The following is an 18065-nucleotide window of genomic DNA, read 5'->3' as shown; positions in this document are numbered from 1 at the left end:
GCTTATCCTACCACCTGGCCCATCTTGAAAATCGGCATGTACATGGCGATAACCAGACCGCCAATCAACACGCCAAGGATGACCATGATGGCCGGCTCGAGCAAACTGGACAAAGATGCAACCGCATTATCGACCTCCTCTTCATAGAAGTCGGCAATCTTGTCCAACATCTGGTCGAGTGAGCCCGACTCTTCACCGATGGATGTCATCTGCAGCACCATGTTGGGAAACAGACCGGTACGCTGCATGGAGTAACTCAGGCTGGAACCCGTACTGACATCATTCTGGATCAGCTTGGTGGCCTCGCTGTACACCTGATTGCCGGAGGCACCGCCCACCGAATCCAGCGCTTCAACCAGCGGCACCCCGGCAGCAAACAGCGTGGACAAAGTACGCGACCAGCGTGCAATGGTTGCCTTGCGGATGATATCGCCAATCACCGGCAGCTTGAGCAGGATGCGGTCAAACTGTTCCTGCAGCTTGGGTGTGCGCTTGAACGCGTAGAAAAAGGCAAAAATGGCACCAAAGATGCTGCCAAATATCAGCCACCACCAATGCACAAAAAAGTCGGACAGCCAGATCACCACTAATGTCGGGGCCGGCAAATCAGCACCAAAGCTGGAAAACAGATCCTTAAACGCAGGGATCACGTAAATCATGATCACGGCGGTAATAATGAAGGCCGTGGCAACAATCGCAGTAGGGTAAATCATGGCGGACTTGATCTTGCCCTTGATCGCCATGACCTTTTCTTTGTAGGTGGCCAGTTTATCCAGCAGGGAATCCAGCACACCACCGGTTTCACCTGCTGCAATCAGGTTACAGAACAGCTTGTCGAAATAGAGCGGTCGCTTGCGAAACGCCTCAGCCAAAGACAGGCCGGTTTCCACATCAGCGCGGACTTCCAGCAACATTTTGGTAACCGCCGGATTGCCATGCCCCTTGGCGGCAATGTCAAATGCCTGCAACAAGGGAACCCCGGCACGCATCATGGTGGAGAGCTGACGCGTGAACAGGGTGATATCCTTCTCCGTGATCTTGCGACCGAATCCGCTGCGGCGCCGTTTCACCTTGACGACATTGATGCCCTGCCGGCGCAACTGCGTTTTGGCAACCGCTTCGGTTTCTGCGCGCAATTCGCCGCGAATCACCTTGCCGGATCGGTCCTTGCCTTCCCATTCCCAGATAAACCCAGGGTTTACCTTTTTCGCCACGCTTGCCATGGTGCGTATCTTTCTTATACTCAGTCGTTGGTCACAGCCTCGATTTCGGCCAAGGAGGTCAGCCCTTTCTTGACTTTCAGCAGACCAGCATGTCGCAGATCGATCATCCCTTCTTTAAGGGCCAGATCATTGATATCGATTGCCGTGCCATTTTGCATGATCAAACGTGTCATCGCATCACTGATCGGCATGACTTCATAAATGCCAGTACGGCCTTTATAGCCGGAACCACGACACTCATCACAACCGACAGGCCCGTACGGTTTCCAGCTACCATCCAGCTCTTCAGGACGGAAGCCGGCCCTGAGCAGAGCTGGCTCCGGAATATCAACCGGTGCCTTGCAATGATTGCACAGGCGGCGCGCCAACCGCTGCGCCATGATCAGCAATACCGAGCTGGCCACATTGAACGGTGCCACGCCCATGTTCAGCAAACGGGTCAGCGTAGCCGGCGCATTATTGGTGTGCAAGGTGGAAAAAACCATATGACCTGTTTGGGCCGCCTTGATGGAAATATCGGCGGTTTCAAAGTCCCGGATTTCACCCACCATGATGACATCCGGATCCTGACGCAGGAAGGCTTTCAGTGCCGAGGAAAACGTCAGCCCAGCCTTCTCGTTGACGTTGACCTGATTGATACCAGGCAAGTTGATCTCGACCGGATCTTCCGCCGTGGAAATATTGATATCCGGCTTGTTCAGGATATTCAGGCATGTATATAGCGATACCGTCTTGCCACTACCGGTCGGACCAGTTACCAGCACCATGCCATATGGCCGGCCAATGGCATCCAGCAGCATCTGTTTCTGTTCCGGCTCAAACCCCAGCTGCTCAATGTCCAACGATGCTGCCGAGGAGTCCAGAATACGCATCACGATTTTTTCACCGAACAAGGTCGGCAAGGTGCTGACACGGAAATCAATGGAATGCGATTTGGATAATACCAGTTTCAGACGGCCATCCTGCGGTACGCGCTTTTCAGAAATATCAAGCCGTGAAATCACCTTGATCCGGGAAGCAATTTTCTCTTTCAGCAGCAAAGGAGGCTGGGCAATTTCCTTCAACTGGCCATCGACACGGTAGCGGATGCGGTAAAACTTTTCGTAAGGCTCGAAATGTACATCGGAGGCACCGCCATTGATGGCATCCAGCAAGACCTTGTGGATGAATTTGACCACAGGGGCATCATCCACATCGGGTTGATTGGTTTCACTGTGTGGCGTTGGTGCATCCGGATCAACAAACTCCAGATCGCCAAAATCTTCATTCTCCAGCGCTTTGATGGCCGCAGACGCATCTTCGGTGTACTTGCCGATCACCTTGGATAGCTTGTCATCCTCAACCACCACTACCTCGACGGTCAGTCCCGTCTTGAAGGTGATGGCATGAAAAGCGGAGGTCTGGGTAGGATCGGAAGTGCCGATGAACAGTTTGTTACCACGCTTGAATAAGGGAACCAGCCGACGACTGCCAATCAGCTCCTCATCCACCAAGCCCTTGGGTAGCTGCGTCGGATCGATAGACCCCATGTCCAGCAAGGGATAGCCAAACACTCGGGAAGCAAATGCAGCCACATCGACTGCGGACATCTTCTTGCTGACAATCAACTGCTCAACGAAACTGATGTTTGAAGCCTGTGCTTGACGCTGAATAGCCTCGGCATCCTGCAACAGCAGTGCATTGTTTTGTACCAGCGCCCGCCCAAGGCCGGATATCCCCGCAGAAGCTTCCATACCATCCCTTTGCAAATTCCTACCTGCATGCCTGACCATACCGCATGCTCGCCATTATATGTGCTGTAAGGACAAAGTGGCAGCACCATCGGTAACAGGCCTCATCGCCCGGCAAACCTTGGCAGCATAATGCAACTGCATAAAAAAAGGACTGCCGAAGCAGTCCTTTTTCTTAAGTTTAACTCTCTAAACGAGAATTAGAACTTGTGCTGAACGCCAACGGCAACAGTGTGCTCGTTAGAGTACTTGGTGTCGGTGGAATCACGATAGGTGTTCTGAACGTAGCCGTAGGAAGCGTAAGCAGTGGTACGCTTGCTCAGAGCATAGTCAGCACCCAGTACGTACTGGTTCAGGTGACCCTTGATATCGGAGCCGCCTTCAACCGAAGCGCCCCATACACGACCGTAGGAGAACTTCGGAGTAATGGCACCGATGGTGTAACCCAGGGTCAGACCAGCTTCTTTGTGGGTCACGCCAGAAGTACCAATAGTGGTCGAGCCAGCAAAGTTACTGGAGATAACATCGGAACTCAGCTTGGAATGACCGTAGTAAGCAGCAGCCAGGATGTTGTTGGCGTTGTAGCCACCTTCCAGACGCCAGTAGTTGGAAGCCTTGTCAGTACCGATGGCATTAGCAGTGCGTACGTAGCCGAAAGTACCGAAGTAACCGGAGTTGGTGTAAGAAGCACCAATGCTCCATTGGTTCTTCTTATTGTTTACGGTGGTTTCATCAACACCGTAAACAACAGCGCCGCTCAGACCAGCAACAAACTCAGGGATGTCGTAACGGATGGCGTTGTTAACGCGAGTATCCAGCTGATTGATGGAGCTGTAGGACAGACCATTCACACCTTGGTTACCGTAGATCCAAGCGTCCGGAGTACCAGCATCAGAGTTCAGGAAGGTGCTCAGCTTACCCAGGCGTACCTTACCGAAAGCGCCTTGCAGGCCAACGAAGGAATCGCGGCTTGCAAAAGTATTGCTGCCGCCGTTACCGGAATTATCACCGGAAGTGCCGTCGATGTTCAGAGCTTGCTCAACCTGCCAGATGGCCTTCAGGCCGTTGCCCAGGTCTTCGTTGCCCTTGAAACCGATCAGGGAGCCGGTATCGTCAATACGAGTATTGGACTTCAGCTTGCCAGTGTTACCAGCAGCCTTGTTTGCAGCAAAAGTCTTGCTGCTTTCCATATCGGCTTCGATGGTGCCGTAAATGGTTACATCAGCCATTGCGTGGGCTACCGGCAGAGCGGCCAGAGCCAGGGCGATCAGCTTCTTGTTCATCGCTAATTCCTTTCGAAGTCAGTTAATGTAGTCCTGTTAGATTGCCTTGATACCGCAAAGGCTCCCGGACATTTTTTCACCGCCGAATGATCGGCTGGTTGCTGGCTGAAATATAAAGCGCTCGTTGCAAAAATACAAAACATCGCAGCAGCACCTGCCACTCACCACGCAGCAAACCCCACAAAAAAACATAGCAAGTTAATGATTTAATTGATTTTTTACAAAAATAAAACCTGAAAACACACTAAACCAAAAATACAACAAACCCTGCAAAGTGTTGCAAAAATGCTAATAATCACCGGGATACATTCCACAACACGACAGAACCGGCATCAATCATCATGTCCAAACCACTCATCTTCTGGTTCCGCCGCGACCTGCGCCTTGACGACAATGCAGGCCTCTACCATGCCCTTAAAGCAGGATACCCTGTTCGCTGCCTGTTCGTTTTTGATACCGACATTCTCGATCACCTCGATGCATCAGACAGGCGTATCGACTTTATCTGGCAATCCGTAAGCGCACTACGACAAGACCTGCAAGATGCCGGTAGTGACTTGCATGTAGCCCACGGCTCCGCGGAAACAGTGCTCCCGATGCTGGCGCGGCAATGGAATGCCTGCGCCGTATTTGCCAATCGTGATTACGAACCACAGGCAACCCTACGTGATACAAGAGTGGCCCAAGCACTGGAGCAACAGGGATGCTCCTTACAACTTTTCAAGGATCAGGTCATTTTTGAAACCGATGAGGTACTCACCACCACGCACCGCCCGTACACGGTGTTCACACCTTACAAGAACGCCTGGCTGAAAAAGGCAAACAGTTTCTTTTTGCAAAGCTACCCCACCCGCTATTACTTGCGACAGCTTGAAAAGTGGCAAACACCAGCCACCGTCTCACTTGCCGAGTTAGGCTTTGCAGAAGGCATGAGTCGCTTGCAAGGCGGAAGCCAGGCCGCCGAGCAGCTCCTTAGCGACTTCATGAGGCGCATTGATCACTACAAGGAATGGCGTGACTTCCCGGCAAGCAAGGGCGTGTCTTATCTTTCAACACACCTGCGTTTTGGCACGATTTCAATCAGAACGCTGGCACAACTGGCCTGGCAACAAGGTGGAGATGGCGCCCAGTGCTGGCTTGGAGAGCTGATTTGGCGGGATTTCTACCAGCAGCTGCTGTGGCATTACCCCGTCGTAGCGCAAGAGAGTTTCAAAGAAGAGTACCGGTCGCTGACATTTGAGAACAAAGCGGATTGGCTGTTGGCTTGGCAAGAGGGGCGTACCGGCTACCCGATTGTAGACGCAGCCATGCGTCAACTGAACCAAAGCGGTTACATGCACAACCGCTTACGGATGATTACAGCGAGCTTTCTGGTCAAAGACTTACTGATTGACTGGCGTAAAGGAGAGGCCTACTTTGCTGCCAAACTGCTTGATTTCGATCTGGCGGCTAATAATGGCGGTTGGCAATGGGCCGCTTCAACCGGCTGCGATGCCCAACCCTACTTCCGCATTTTCAACCCGGTTACACAATCAGAAAAATTCGACCCGGAAGGCAAGTTCATTCGTCGCTATCTGCCGGAACTCGCACAGCTGAACAACAAAGACATCCATGCGCCTTGGCTAGCCAAGAGCCTACCCATGGGATTCCAACTAGGACGGGACTATCCCAAGCCACTGGTTGACCATGCCACACAGCGGCAAAGGGCTTTGGCACTTTTTGGCAAAACCTGATCCCGACATGAATAAAGCGCCCTGCGGGCGCTTTATTCATGCAATCAAAGCCAGAACTATTTCTTGGCTACGGGCTTGGAGGCATCTTTCTTTAGTGCCGCCGACTTCGCAGCAGGAACTGCTGGCTTGGCCGCTACCGCAGCGCCTGGGACAGCAGAGCTGGAACCGCTGATACTGATATCTTTCTTCAGCTTCTCCAACGTCTTTTCACCAATGCCGGAAACGTTCTTCAGGTCATCCACTGATTTGAATGCACCATTCTTGCTTCGATAATCAATGATGGCCTTGGCCTTGACTGGCCCAATGCCGTTCAGGCTTTCCAGTTGCTGCTGTGTTGCAGTATTGATATTGATGGCAGCCAGTGCCGATGCGCAGACAAAAAACAAACCAACCATCATGGCCAATAGTTTTTTCATGTAGCAGCTCCTTCATATGCAGATATTTAAGAAAACAAGACCGACAAATCAGGCACGATGCAACAACAACTCCAGCACAACCTTGCTACCGATGTAGGCAAGCAGCAATGCACCAAACCCGGCCAGGGTCCAGCGGATTGCCACCTTGCCACGCCACCCCTTGAAACGACGACCAAGCAACAAGGCGGCAAACAACAGCCATGAAATCACCGAAAAAACAGTTTTGTGGCTGATAGCCACAGCCTTGCCAAACACTTCCTCTGAAAACACGACTCCGGTAAACAGGGATACGGTCAGCAGCATGAAGCCAAGGCCAATCACCTGAAACATCATTTTTTCCAGTGACAACAACGGTGGCAGTTGACGTACCAGTGCCAGCCAGCGCTTGCCATGCAAGGCCTTCTCAAGAAACAGCATCAGGACAGCCAGCAGGGCAGCAATGGCAAACAAACTGTAAGCCACAATCGAGACTAATACATGCAGTGCAAAAGCAGGGTTGCCCAGATCATGCATGATGTGCTCACCAGGAAAAACCAAGGCAAAAGCCAGGGTCAGCATGGCAAGTGGCATCATAAACAGCTGTAATCCTTCAACCCGGTAAAAGAAACTGCATGTCCAATAAATGACCAGCATCATCCACACAACAACAGACAGGGCACGCCCTACGCCCAGGGAAATCATCGCCCCTTCGGTGAGCGGCGACATCACCGCATAGGCATGCAGCAACAGCAACACGCCCAGCATGGTGTGCTCGAAACGAGGATTGCGCGGCAAACTGGCAACACCTTTCCAGTTGCCGATGAAATGCCATGAAAGACCGCCATAGGCGAAGATCAGCAGTATTGTCAGTACAAAGAGAAAGGCAGTCATGGTGTTAGCGCCATCATTTGCGGGCGTCAACCCGGCAGCTCGTGGTAAAATCGATAGTTTGAAAGTCTACACCAACCTGTCCCTTGTTGGCAGACAGAAGGACTCAGCATGTTAGACAACCTGACCAACCGCCTGTCCGGCGTCATCAAGAACCTGCGCGGCAACGCCCGCCTGACAGAAACCAATATCCAGGACGCCCTGCGCGAAGTGCGAATGGCACTGCTGGAAGCAGACGTCGCACTACCCGTCGTCAAGGCCTTCATTGCGCAGATCAAGGAGCGCGCCCTTGGCCAAGAAGTAATGGGCAGCCTGACGCCAGGCCAGGCGCTGGTTGGCGTAGTCAATGACGAACTGGTCAAGTTGATGGGCGAAAAGAACGACGCCCTCAATCTGGCCGCCGTACCGCCTGCCATCGTCCTGATGGCCGGTCTGCAGGGTGCCGGTAAAACCACCACGGTTGGCAAACTAGCAAAACTGCTTAAAGAGACACAGAAGAAAAAGGTTCTGGTTGTTTCTGCCGACGTTTACCGCCCGGCGGCCATTGAGCAATTGAAGCTGCTGGCAGAACAGGTAGGCGTCGAATGGTTTCCGTCGGATGGAAACCAAAAGCCTGTAGATATTGCCCGTGCCGCAGTGGACCACGCCAAGCGACATTTCTTTGATGTCCTGATGGTGGATACGGCGGGTCGCCTAGCGATTGACGAAGCCATGATGGCGGAAATCAAGGCGGTCCACGCGGCAATCAACCCGGTGGAAACCCTGTTCGTGGTGGATGCCATGCAAGGCCAGGATGCAGTCAATACTGCCCAGGCCTTTAACGAGGCATTGCCGCTGACCGGCGTGATCCTGACCAAGATGGATGGCGACTCCCGTGGCGGTGCGGCGCTGTCCGTACGCCACATTACTGGCAAGCCGATCAAATTCATTGGCGTTGGTGAAAAAGTCAGCGGCCTGGAACCCTTCCACCCGGATCGCATTGCCAGCCGTATCTTGGGCATGGGCGATGTGCTGTCTCTGATCGAGGAGGTCCAAAAGGGCATCGATCAGGACGAGGCCGCGGCCATGGCCAAAAAGCTGAAGTCCGGCAAAGGATTCGATCTGGAGGACTTCAAGGCACAAATGCAGCAGATGAAAAAAATGGGCGGCATGTCGAATCTGCTGGAAAAAATGCCGGGGCAACTGGGCCAGATGGCCAAGGGTATTCAGGGGGCAGAGGCCGAAAAATCCATGCGTCGCATTGAGGGCATCATCAACTCGATGACCATGGAGGAGCGCCGCAAGCCGGAATTACTCAAGGCAAGCCGCAAGCGTCGGATTGCTGCGGGTTCGGGTGTGACGGTGCAAGAGGTAAACCGCTTGCTCAACCAGTTTGAGCAGACGCAGAAAATGATGAAACAGTTTTCCGCCAAAGGCGGGCTGATGAAAATGATGCGTGGCATGAAAGGCATGATGCCGGGAATGTAAGCAAAACGGGTGCGAGTCACCCGTTTTTCTTGATATGAAGGAAATGCATGCACTTTGATGTAGTCGTTTTGACCAAGCAAGCACTGCTGGAGCTGGATGCCGCTGACTGGTACAGCAAGCAGGTCCACCAAGAAGACGGGCTGGTAATAAACGCCTTGGAAAAACAGGGACTGCGTGTGACGCGCAAAGCCTGGGATGACCCGGATTTTGACTGGCAACACACCAGCAGCCTGCTGTTTCGTACCACTTGGGATTACTTTGACCGCTACACCGAATTCAGCCACTGGCTGAAAAAGGTGACTAGCCAGACACGGCTCTTCAACTGTGCGGAACTCATCCAGTGGAACATCGACAAGCACTATCTGCGATTCATTGCAGAAAAAGGCATCAATATAGTGAAGACCCACTACATTGAAATGGGTGATAGACGCACGCTGGCACAATGCCTGGCGGAAACCGGCTGGACGGATGCCATTCTCAAGCCCGTCGTTTCCGGCTCTGCGCGGCATACCTATCGTATTTCATCAGCAAACGTGCAGGAACTGGAAGCTACTTTTGCTGAACTGCTTCAACAGGAGTCCATGTTGTTGCAACCCTTTCAACACGCCGTTCTGGCCGAAGGTGAGTTATCACTGATGGTGATTGACGGCTGTTTCAGCCATGCTATCCGCAAGACACCACAAAAAGGTGACTTCCGGGTACAGGATGATCATGGCGGCAGCGTCCATCCGCACATGGCCAGCCATGAAGAGCAGCAGTTTGCGGAAAAGGCCATTGCGGCGATTCCGTTTGATGTGTTGTATGCACGTGTTGACATCATTCGCGATAACGCAGGAAAGCTGGCCATCATGGAAATGGAAATGATTGAGCCAGAACTGTTTTTCCGCTATCGGCCTGAAGCCGCCGATAGCCTGGCCAGTGGATTAGCACGCCGCTTGGTCTCGCTGTAAAACCGATTTGTTATGTACTGAAACCTGCCGGCATGTCTGGCATACCACGCTTGGAAATACCTCGTCATGAATCTGAACCCGCTGATCGCCCTGAGTCCTCTGGATGGCCGTTACGCCGCCCAGGTTGAAGGCTTGCGCAACCTGTTCTCCGAATATGGCCTGATGAAATTCCGTATCAAGGTTGAACTGGAATGGCTGAAAATGCTGGCTGCCGAGCCGGGCATCGAGGAAGTGAAACCTTTCTCCGAAGCGACCATCCGTGAAATCGATGACGTCATTGCCAACTTCACTGTGCAGCACGGCGAAGAAGTCAAGGCCATTGAAGCCCGCACGAACCATGACGTCAAAGCGATCGAATACTGGCTGAAAGAACGCCTGTCCGGCAATGCCGAAGTGATGGCAGCCAGCGAGTTCATTCACTTTGCCTGCACCTCCGAAGACATCAACAACCTGTCACATGCCCTGATGCTGAAGACAGCACGCAATACCGTGGTATTGCCGGCCCTGGACGAAGTGATTCACAAGCTGCAACAGCTGGCACACGAACTGGCCGACCTGCCGATGATGTGCCGTACCCATGGTCAGCCCGCCACACCGTCCACCATGGGCAAGGAGTTGGCCAACACCGTTTATCGCCTGAAGCGTCAACGCGAACAACTGGTGTCGCAGGAAATCCTGGGCAAGATCAACGGCGCGGTTGGCAACTACAATGCGCATCTGGTTGCTTATCCGCAAATCGACTGGGAAAGCCTGTGCGGTCGCTTCGTCTCCGGACTGGGCCTCACCTTCAACCCCTACACCATCCAGATCGAGCCGCATGACTACATGGCCGAGCTGTATCAGGTGGTGGGCCGTATCAATACCATCCTGATCGACCTGAACCGCGACATCTGGGGCTATATCTCGCTGGGCTACTTCAAGCAAAAAGTGAAGAAGGATGAAGTAGGCAGCTCCACCATGCCGCACAAGGTCAACCCGATCGACTTCGAAAACTCCGAAGGCAATCTGGGCATGGCCAATGCCATCCTGCAACATCTGGCAGAAAAGCTGCCGGTTTCCCGCTGGCAGCGCGACCTGACCGACTCCACCGTACTGCGCAATATGGGCGTGGGCTTCGGCTACACCATGCTGGGCTTCAAGGCCTGCCTGAAGGGCTTGAACAAGCTGGAAATCAATCCGGCAGCCATTACCGAGGAATTGGGTCGCAGCTGGGAATTGCTGGCCGAACCGATCCAGACCGTAATGCGCCGCTACGGTGTACCCAACCCTTACGAACAACTGAAAGAGCTGACCCGCGGCAAGGATGGCATTACCCGCGAAACACTGTCCGCCTTCATCAAGGGTCTGGAAATTCCGGAAGCCGAAAAGGTACGCCTGCTGGAGCTGACCCCGATTGCCTACGTTGGCAAGGCGGCAGAACTGGCAAAACGCATCTGATCATCCCTGATTCAGACAAGCAAACCGCCTTCGGTGAAGGCGGTTTTTTATTGCCCATTGCCTTACGCATGCATCAGAAAAAGAAATGAGCCATCTTCCAAAGAAGACGGCCCGAAAATATGACTCGAGGGAATACGTTCCTGAACAGCAAACTGAACGCATGTAAAGCTGTGCTTACGCACACACAAGAAAAGACCACTCAATAGAGTGGTCTTTTCTTGAAAACTTGGTTGCGGGGGCAGGATTCGAACCTACGACCTTCGGGTTATGAGCCCGACGAGCTACCAGACTGCTCCACCCCGCGTCAGAGAAATGAATAGTACCTGTTATTTCTCGAAGCGTCAAGCTTTCGTCCGAAAAAAGCAAACGCCTGCGAATGCAGGCGTTGCCATCGGGACATGCATTACTTGATATTGCTTTCCGCCTTGGCTTTGGCAATGACGTCATTAAGCACTTCGATCAGACGCTCCGGAGCAGCTGGTGACAGCGCATACTTGCCATTCACGACAATGGTAGGCGTTCCTTCGATGTTGTAGGCGCGTGTGATCTGGCTGGCGCGTGCAACCTGACTGTTGATACCGAAGGAGTTATAGGTTTGCATGAACTTGGCCAGATTGACGCCAGGCTGCTTCTTCAGCCAGTCATTCAGCACAGCCGGGTCTGCCAGGTTGATTTTTTGCTGCATCACTGCATCAAAAACCGGCGCATTCAGCTTCTCCATGTAACCAGTCACGTTCAGCGTGGCAAACAGGCGGGCAAATCCTTCCATCGGTTTTTGCCACACGATTTGCTCACGTCGGAAATCAACATAAGCCGGCTTCTTCTTTGCCCAGGCGGTGATCAGCGGGTCCAGATGAAAACAATGGATGCAGGTGTAGGAGAAAAACTCGATTACCTCAACCTTTTTCGGATTGGCCACCGGCTGCGGCTTGCCCATCAGTACATAATCCTTGCCAAGCTCGGATGCAGCATTTGCCAAACCACTAGCCAGCAGCAATGCCATCAACAACCACTTTTTCATTTTTTGTCCTTTGACGTTCATTTTGTTCACTCTGCCCTGACTACAGCAGCATTGATTCCATCCTGCTTCAACTGGGCACGCACACGATCGACATCTTCCTGCTTGCTTAGCGGGCCGACACGGACACGATGCACCATTCCCTTGTCAGGGGTCGAAACGGACTGGATCTTGGCTTCTACCCCCAACAAGGCCAGCTTGGCCTTCAGGTTGTCCGCTTCATTCTCGTTCTGGAACGCACCCAGTTGCAGAAAGACCTTTTTGGCTGGCGCAGCAGCAGAAGGTTCCCGATCTTTGGCAGCAGGCTTGCCGTCTGCAGGCACTGCATCAACCTGGCCCGGCAGTATCTTGTAGAAGTCGAAGCGCTGCTCATCCTTGCCAGTATTGGTCGATGGACTGGCAGGCTTGGCCTTGGTGGCAGGCACGGTGGTGGTTGCGGCAGGGGTCTCCGGCGGCATCGCAGGTGCTACCGGGGCTTCCACTTTTACAGGTGCAGATGCAACCGGAGGCGGTGCCTGCACATCCGCGATCTTGGTTCCCGGCTCCAACAGCTCAGTTGATGGCGACGAGGCTGCTGCCGCCTTGTGATCTAGCTTTTCCAGATTGGAAAACGGTGTTGCCGAGCGGTTGAGGTACATCGCCAGACCAACCGCGACGGCCACGCCTACAATCAGGCCGATGACAATCCCTGCCACCATGCCGCCGCCACCGCTCTTGCCGGCAGCACGCGCACGCCCGGATGAGGACGAGCGGGACGAATTCTTTACATCACGATTAGCCATGTACCACTACCATTTCCATTCAAGCAATCCGATCATTATCTATTAAAACCAGACGAAAATATATTTCACGAAATCACAAAGCCAGGCCGCTACGGCGTAATTGAATCGCCTGGAGCATGTGCTGCCGATTTAAACCCAAATCGCCGTTCATATCAGCAATAGTCCGGGCAATGCGCAGGATGCGGTGATAGCTTCTTGCTGACAATCCAAGCCGATCCAGCGCATCGGCCAGTAAGGCCAGAGCCGCTGGCTCCGCGGAGGCGTGCTGCTCCAGCGCCAAGCCACTTAACCTGGCATTACAGCAGCCCTGTCGTTGCAACTGCCGGTCCCGAGCCTGCTGCACACGCAAGCGTATCTGAGGGCTGGCTTCACCTGTGCTGACTGACGCAAGTTCTCCTGCGGCCAAGGCAGGAACCTGTACATGCATATCAATCCGGTCCAGCAGCGGGCCAGACAGCTTTCCCACATAGCGGGCAATTTGCTCCGGGGTACACTGACATCGCCCGGAAGCATGCCCCATATAACCGCACGGGCAGGGATTCATGGCAGCCAGCAACTGGAAGTCAGCAGGAAAACAGGCTTGCCTCCCGGCACGGGAAATATTGATTACCTGTGACTCCAAAGGTTCACGCAATACTTCAAGCACCTTACGTTCGAATTCCGGCAACTCGTCCAGAAACAATACCCCGTGATGTGCAAGACTTACTTCTCCCGGCCGCGGATCTGATCCGCCACCGACCAAGGCAACCGCAGACGCGGTATGGTGCGGTGCCCTGAAGGGACGCTGGCGCCACTTCTCCGCTCTAAAGCCCTGAGACCCCAAGGACTGTATCGCGGCAGAAGCCAGAGCCTCTTCCTCACTCATCTCGGGCAATATGCCTGGAAGACGCGCCGCCAGCATGGATTTGCCGGTACCCGGAGGCCCGACAAACAACAGGCTATGCCCGCCAGCGGCGGCCACTTCCAAGGCATAGCGCGCAGCCATTTGCCCTTTGACGTCAGCCAGATCAGGATAAACGTCCTGGCTTGCATCCAGGTTGACTTCGGCCAGATCACAAGCCTGCACACCATTCAGATGCGCACAGACCTGCAACAGACTGTCAGCGGCATAAACCTGGCCAGATCCGACCAGCGCCGCTTCGTTAGCACTTACTCTGGGAAGAATGAAGGACTTGCCTGCCCTGCTGGTCTGACACGCCATGGCAAGTGCGCCGCGGACGCCGCGCAATTGTCCGCTAAGCGCAAGTTCACCGGCAAACTCATAGTCAGACAAGTGGGGACACTGGATGATTCCTGCCGCCACCAGAATCCCGACGGCAATCGGCAGATCAAACCGGCCAGAATCTTTGGGCAGGTCTGCAGGAGCCAGATTGACGGTGATGCGGCGTGCCGGAAACTCGAAACCGGAATTGATGATGGCAGCACGTACCCTGTCGCGACTCTCTTTGACCTCGGTATCAGGCAAGCCAACGATGGTGAACTGCGGCAGCCCATTGGCCAGATGGACTTCCACCGCAACCTCCGGGGCTTGCAAGCCGGCCAGGGCGCGACTTGCAACCAGTGCTAGCGCCATGCGGTATCAGGAATGACCCAGCTCTGCCTGAGCTTCTGACTTGGCCAGTGCTTCTTCAGGAAAGACCTGAGACTCAAGCTTGGCCAAACGCGCTTCCAGCGCAGCCAGCTTTTCACGGGTACGCACCAGCACCTCTTGTTGCACATCGAATTCTTCGCGGGTCACCAGATCCATGCGGGAGAAAGTGGATGCCATCATGGCCTTGATGTTTTTCTCGATATCCTTGGCCGGACTGGCGGCAATGGTATCGCTGATCTTGTTGCTGATTTCTTCAAAAATCTTTTGACTCAACATTTCGATGCTCCTTGGGATGGGGACACAAGCTGCTGTTGAGTTTAGCAAAATCCCCTGGCCACTGCAGTTTCACTCGCCGCACCAATACAGTGCAAAACGCTCATCATAAATGCTCCGGCATGGTGCCAAGGCTGAATCAAACCATGGAAATACGTTTTTTGATCAGGAAAATTCTTTAGCAACAAGCAGATAGCAAGCTGGCACGGTTTGTGCAGTAGTGAGATCAGCAACGCAAACACCTATCTGGATCCATTGCAAAGGAGTGAACATGAAACTGGTCACCGCCGTGATCAAGCCATTCAAGCTTGATGAAGTACGTGAAGCACTATCCGCCATCGGCGTACAAGGGATTACCGTCACGGAAGTCAAGGGGTTCGGCCGGCAGAAGGGCCACACCGAACTGTATCGTGGTGCGGAATACGTGGTGGATTTCCTGCCGAAAGTAAAGTTGGAAATTGCCATTGATGACAGCCTGCTGGACCAGGTGGTTGAAGCCATCGAAAAGTCGGCGCGTACCGGCAAAATCGGCGATGGCAAGATTTTTGTCTTCGAACTTGAACAGATCGTGCGGATCCGGACCGGAGAAACCGGTATTGATGCGGTTTAAGCCACGGCATAGCCATACAGGGGAAATCAAATGAAGAAGAAACTTGCTGCATTGGGTAGCGGCCTGCTTGCACTGGCTTTGCCGGTACTGGCCGATGCACCTGCCGGGCCGGCCATGGCCGATTTCAAGGTGATCAACTCCGGCGATACCGCCTGGATGCTGACCTCCACCGCGCTGGTGCTGTTCATGACCATTCCGGGTCTGGCGCTGTTCTACGGCGGCATGGTGCGCAAAAAGAACGTGCTGTCCACCTTGATGCAAAGCTTTGCCATCACCGCGCTGGTCACCGTGCTGTGGGCTGTGGTGGGTTACAGCCTGGCCTTCACGGTCGGCACACCTTACCTGGGCGACTTGAGTCGCGTCTTCCTGGACGGCATGGATTACATTGCCGACACCAAGAAAGTAGCCGTTCACCCGTCCGCTGGTTCGATTCCGGAATCAGTGTTCATGATGTTCCAGATGACTTTTGCCATCATCACCCCGGCGCTGATTACCGGTGCCTTTGCTGAGCGGATGAAATTCTCTGCCCTGCTGATTTTCACTGCGCTGTGGTCCTTGCTGGTTTATGTACCGGTTGCCCACTGGGTATGGGCACCAGGCGGCTGGATGAGTGGCCAAGGCGTACTGGACTTCGCTGGCGGCACCGTGGTGCATATCAACGCAGGTATTGCTGGTTTGGTTTGTGCACTGGTGATGGGCAAGCGCGTGGGCTTTGGCAAGGAAGCCATGCCGCCGCACAACCTGATCCTGACCCTGATTGGCGCTTCCATGCTGTGGGTGGGTTGGTTCGGCTTCAATGCCGGCTCCGCAGTCGCTGCTGATGGCCGTGCCGGCATGGCCATGGTGACTACGCAGGTTGCCACTGGGATTGCTGCGCTGGCCTGGACCTTTGCGGAATGGATCCACAAGAAAAAGCCGTCGGTACTGGGTATTGCTTCCGGTGCAGTGGCAGGTCTGGTAGCCATCACCCCGGCTGCTGGTTTCGTGGATGTCAAAGGTGCTCTGATTATTGGTGCTGTAGCTGGCGTGGTTTGCTTCTGGGGTGCCACTGGCCTGAAGCATATGCTGGGCTACGATGACTCGCTGGATGCCTTCGGTGTACACGGTGTTGGCGGTATCGTTGGCGCCTTGCTGACCGGCGTGTTTGCGGTGAAGAGCATTGGCGGTGCTGAAGGCAGCCTGGCCACCCAGGCCATCGGTGTGGGTGTGACCGTGGTGTACTGCGCCATCATCACCTTCATCCTGCTGAAGATCATTGATGTAGTGGTTGGTCTGCGTGTGGCTGAAGACGAAGAACGCGAAGGCCTGGACGTGGTACTGCACGGCGAACGTGTGGAGTAAGCCACGCGCTTAGACAGATTTTGTGGTAAGGGACTTAGGGGCGCTTCGGCGCCCTCTTTTTTTGCCTGCCGGCAGGCGCTGCGGATGAATAAAAAAAGCACCGGATGACCGGTGCTTTCTTGATTGTGGCAATGAATACAGACTGGCTTACAGCCCTGCATCCTTGCGCAGCGCTTCCACCTTGTCGGTGCGTTCCCAGGTGAATTCCGGCTCTTCGCGGCCGAAGTGGCCGTAAGCGGCGGTCTTGCCGTAGATCGGGCGCAGCAGGTCCAGCATCTGGATAATGCCTTTCGGGCGCAGGTCGAAGTGCTTCTTCACCAGTTCCACGATCTTTTCGTTCGGGATCTTGTTGGTGCCGAAGGTATCCACCGCAATCGAGGTGGGCTCGGCCACGCCAATGGCGTAGGAAACCTGGATCTGGCACTGACGGGCAAGGCCGGCAGCCACGATGTTCTTGGCCACGTAACGACCGGCATAGGCTGCCGAGCGGTCTACCTTGGACGGGTCCTTGCCGGAGAAAGCACCACCACCGTGCGGCGCGGCACCACCGTAGGTGTCGACAATGATCTTGCGACCGGTCAGGCCGCAGTCGCCCATCGGGCCGCCAATGACAAAGCGACCGGTCGGGTTGACCAGGTATTTGGTTTCGGCAGTCAGCATTTCCGGCGGCAGGACCGGCTTGATGATGTCTTCGATGACGGCTTCGGTCAGGGTCTTGTGGTCGATTTCCGGGCTGTGCTGGGTGGACAGCACCACGGTGTCGATGCGCTTGGGCAGGCCGGTTTCACCGTCGTACACGCAGGTGATCTGGCTCTTGGCATCCGGACGCAGCCACGGCAGGCGGCCATCCTTGCGCAGTTCGGCCTGGCGCTGTACCAGACGGTGGGCGTAGTAGATGGGGAAAGGCATCAGCGTCGGGGTTTCGTCGCAGGCATAGCCGAACATCAGGCCCTGGTCGCCAGCACCCTGGTTCAGGTCCAGGCCTTCGCCTTCGTTCACGCCCTGGGCGATGTCTTGCGATTGCTTGTCGTAGCAGGCCATGACGGCGCAGCCGTGGTAGTCGAAGCCCAGCTCGGAGTTGTCGTAACCGATGCGCTTGATGGTCTCGCGTGCAATCTTGATGTAGTCGACATTGGCCGAGGTGGTGATTTCACCAGCCAGCACCACCAGGCCGGTGTTGACCAGGGTTTCGGCTGCTACGCGAGCGTATTTGTCTTCGCGCAGGATGGCATCGAGGATGGCATCGGAGATTTGGTCGGCTACTTTGTCCGGATGGCCTTCCGATACCGATTCCGACGTAAACAGATATTCGCTCATTTGTTTGTTGATTCCCGAATAAAGCAA

Annotated in this window: 16 protein-coding genes and 1 tRNA gene; 6 read left to right on the top strand and 11 right to left on the bottom strand. The window is 54.3% G+C overall.

Annotated elements, in window-relative coordinates:
- Window positions 1-2: 2 nt before the first annotated feature.
- From DLM_RS00420 to DLM_RS00410, 3 genes are all read right to left on the bottom strand, one after another.
- Window positions 3-1223 (bottom strand): type II secretion system F family protein, encoded by a 1221-nt coding sequence (locus DLM_RS00420; RefSeq protein WP_089083787.1) that lies wholly within the window; start codon window positions 1221-1223, stop codon window positions 3-5.
- A gap of 20 nt (window positions 1224-1243) precedes the next feature.
- Window positions 1244-2956, bottom strand: coding sequence for a type IV-A pilus assembly ATPase PilB (pilB, locus tag DLM_RS00415; protein ID WP_089083788.1), 1713 nt, complete (start codon window positions 2954-2956; stop codon window positions 1244-1246).
- Between the two features lie 197 nt (window positions 2957-3153).
- On the bottom strand, window positions 3154-4236 hold the full coding sequence (locus DLM_RS00410; RefSeq protein WP_089083789.1) for a porin: 1083 nt from the start codon (window positions 4234-4236) through the stop codon (window positions 3154-3156).
- A 341-nt stretch (window positions 4237-4577) separates the two neighbouring features.
- Between DLM_RS00410 and DLM_RS00405 the strand changes: the two genes are divergently transcribed.
- A complete protein-coding gene (locus DLM_RS00405; protein ID WP_089083790.1) occupies window positions 4578-5969 on the top strand; it encodes a cryptochrome/photolyase family protein in 1392 nt (463 codons plus the stop codon).
- Between the two features lie 56 nt (window positions 5970-6025).
- Here the strand turns inward: DLM_RS00405 and DLM_RS00400 are convergent, their stop codons facing one another.
- Window positions 6026-6385 (bottom strand): ComEA family DNA-binding protein, encoded by a 360-nt coding sequence (locus DLM_RS00400; RefSeq protein ID WP_089083791.1) that lies wholly within the window; start codon window positions 6383-6385, stop codon window positions 6026-6028.
- Window positions 6386-6433: 48 nt separating this feature from the next.
- Window positions 6434-7285, bottom strand: a complete 852-nt coding sequence (locus DLM_RS00395) for a cytochrome C assembly family protein (protein ID WP_231959958.1) — start codon at window positions 7283-7285, stop codon at window positions 6434-6436.
- A 78-nt stretch (window positions 7286-7363) separates the two neighbouring features.
- Between DLM_RS00395 and ffh the strand changes: the two genes are divergently transcribed.
- The 3 genes from ffh to purB all read left to right on the top strand — a co-directional run bounded on the left by ffh (window position 7364) and on the right by purB (window position 11106).
- Window positions 7364-8719: a signal recognition particle protein gene (gene ffh / locus DLM_RS00390; RefSeq protein WP_089083793.1), complete on the top strand. Its 1356-nt coding sequence runs from the start codon at window positions 7364-7366 to the stop codon at window positions 8717-8719.
- A 47-nt stretch (window positions 8720-8766) separates the two neighbouring features.
- Complete coding sequence (locus DLM_RS00385) at window positions 8767-9669, top strand: ATP-grasp domain-containing protein (protein ID WP_089083794.1); 903 nt, start codon at window positions 8767-8769, stop codon at window positions 9667-9669.
- A 66-nt stretch (window positions 9670-9735) separates the two neighbouring features.
- A complete protein-coding gene (gene purB / locus DLM_RS00380; protein WP_089083795.1) occupies window positions 9736-11106 on the top strand; it encodes an adenylosuccinate lyase in 1371 nt (456 codons plus the stop codon).
- A gap of 227 nt (window positions 11107-11333) precedes the next feature.
- Here purB and DLM_RS00375 read toward each other — a convergent pair.
- From DLM_RS00375 to DLM_RS00355, 5 genes are all read right to left on the bottom strand, one after another.
- Window positions 11334-11410: transfer RNA gene (locus DLM_RS00375), tRNA-Met, on the bottom strand.
- Between the two features lie 99 nt (window positions 11411-11509).
- A complete protein-coding gene (locus tag DLM_RS00370) occupies window positions 11510-12127 on the bottom strand; it encodes a thiol:disulfide interchange protein DsbA/DsbL (protein WP_089083828.1) in 618 nt (205 codons plus the stop codon).
- A gap of 26 nt (window positions 12128-12153) precedes the next feature.
- On the bottom strand, window positions 12154-12906 hold the full coding sequence (locus DLM_RS00365; protein ID WP_089083796.1) for an SPOR domain-containing protein: 753 nt from the start codon (window positions 12904-12906) through the stop codon (window positions 12154-12156).
- 73 nt (window positions 12907-12979) lie between these two features.
- Entirely contained in the window at window positions 12980-14479 is a 1500-nt protein-coding gene (locus tag DLM_RS00360) for a YifB family Mg chelatase-like AAA ATPase (protein WP_089083797.1), read from the bottom strand.
- Between the two features lie 6 nt (window positions 14480-14485).
- Window positions 14486-14773, bottom strand: a complete 288-nt coding sequence (locus DLM_RS00355; RefSeq protein ID WP_089083798.1) for an accessory factor UbiK family protein — start codon at window positions 14771-14773, stop codon at window positions 14486-14488.
- A gap of 268 nt (window positions 14774-15041) precedes the next feature.
- Here DLM_RS00355 and glnK point away from each other — a divergent pair, with 268 nt between their 5' ends.
- On the top strand, window positions 15042-15380 hold the full coding sequence (glnK, locus tag DLM_RS00350; RefSeq protein WP_089083799.1) for a P-II family nitrogen regulator: 339 nt from the start codon (window positions 15042-15044) through the stop codon (window positions 15378-15380).
- A gap of 30 nt (window positions 15381-15410) precedes the next feature.
- Entirely contained in the window at window positions 15411-16721 is a 1311-nt protein-coding gene (locus tag DLM_RS00345) for an ammonium transporter (RefSeq protein WP_089083800.1), read from the top strand.
- Between the two features lie 147 nt (window positions 16722-16868).
- Here DLM_RS00345 and metK read toward each other — a convergent pair whose 3' ends face one another.
- Complete coding sequence (gene metK, locus DLM_RS00340; RefSeq protein ID WP_089083801.1) at window positions 16869-18038, bottom strand: methionine adenosyltransferase; 1170 nt, start codon at window positions 18036-18038, stop codon at window positions 16869-16871.
- Window positions 18039-18065: the final 27 nt, after the last annotated feature.

The sequence above is a fragment of the Aquitalea magnusonii genome (assembly GCF_002217795.2).
In the GTDB taxonomy this organism is placed as follows: Bacteria; Pseudomonadota; Gammaproteobacteria; order Burkholderiales; family Chromobacteriaceae; genus Aquitalea; species Aquitalea magnusonii_B.
The sequence above is the reverse complement of the archived record's forward strand: the minus strand, read 5'-3'. Positions and strand labels throughout refer to the sequence as shown.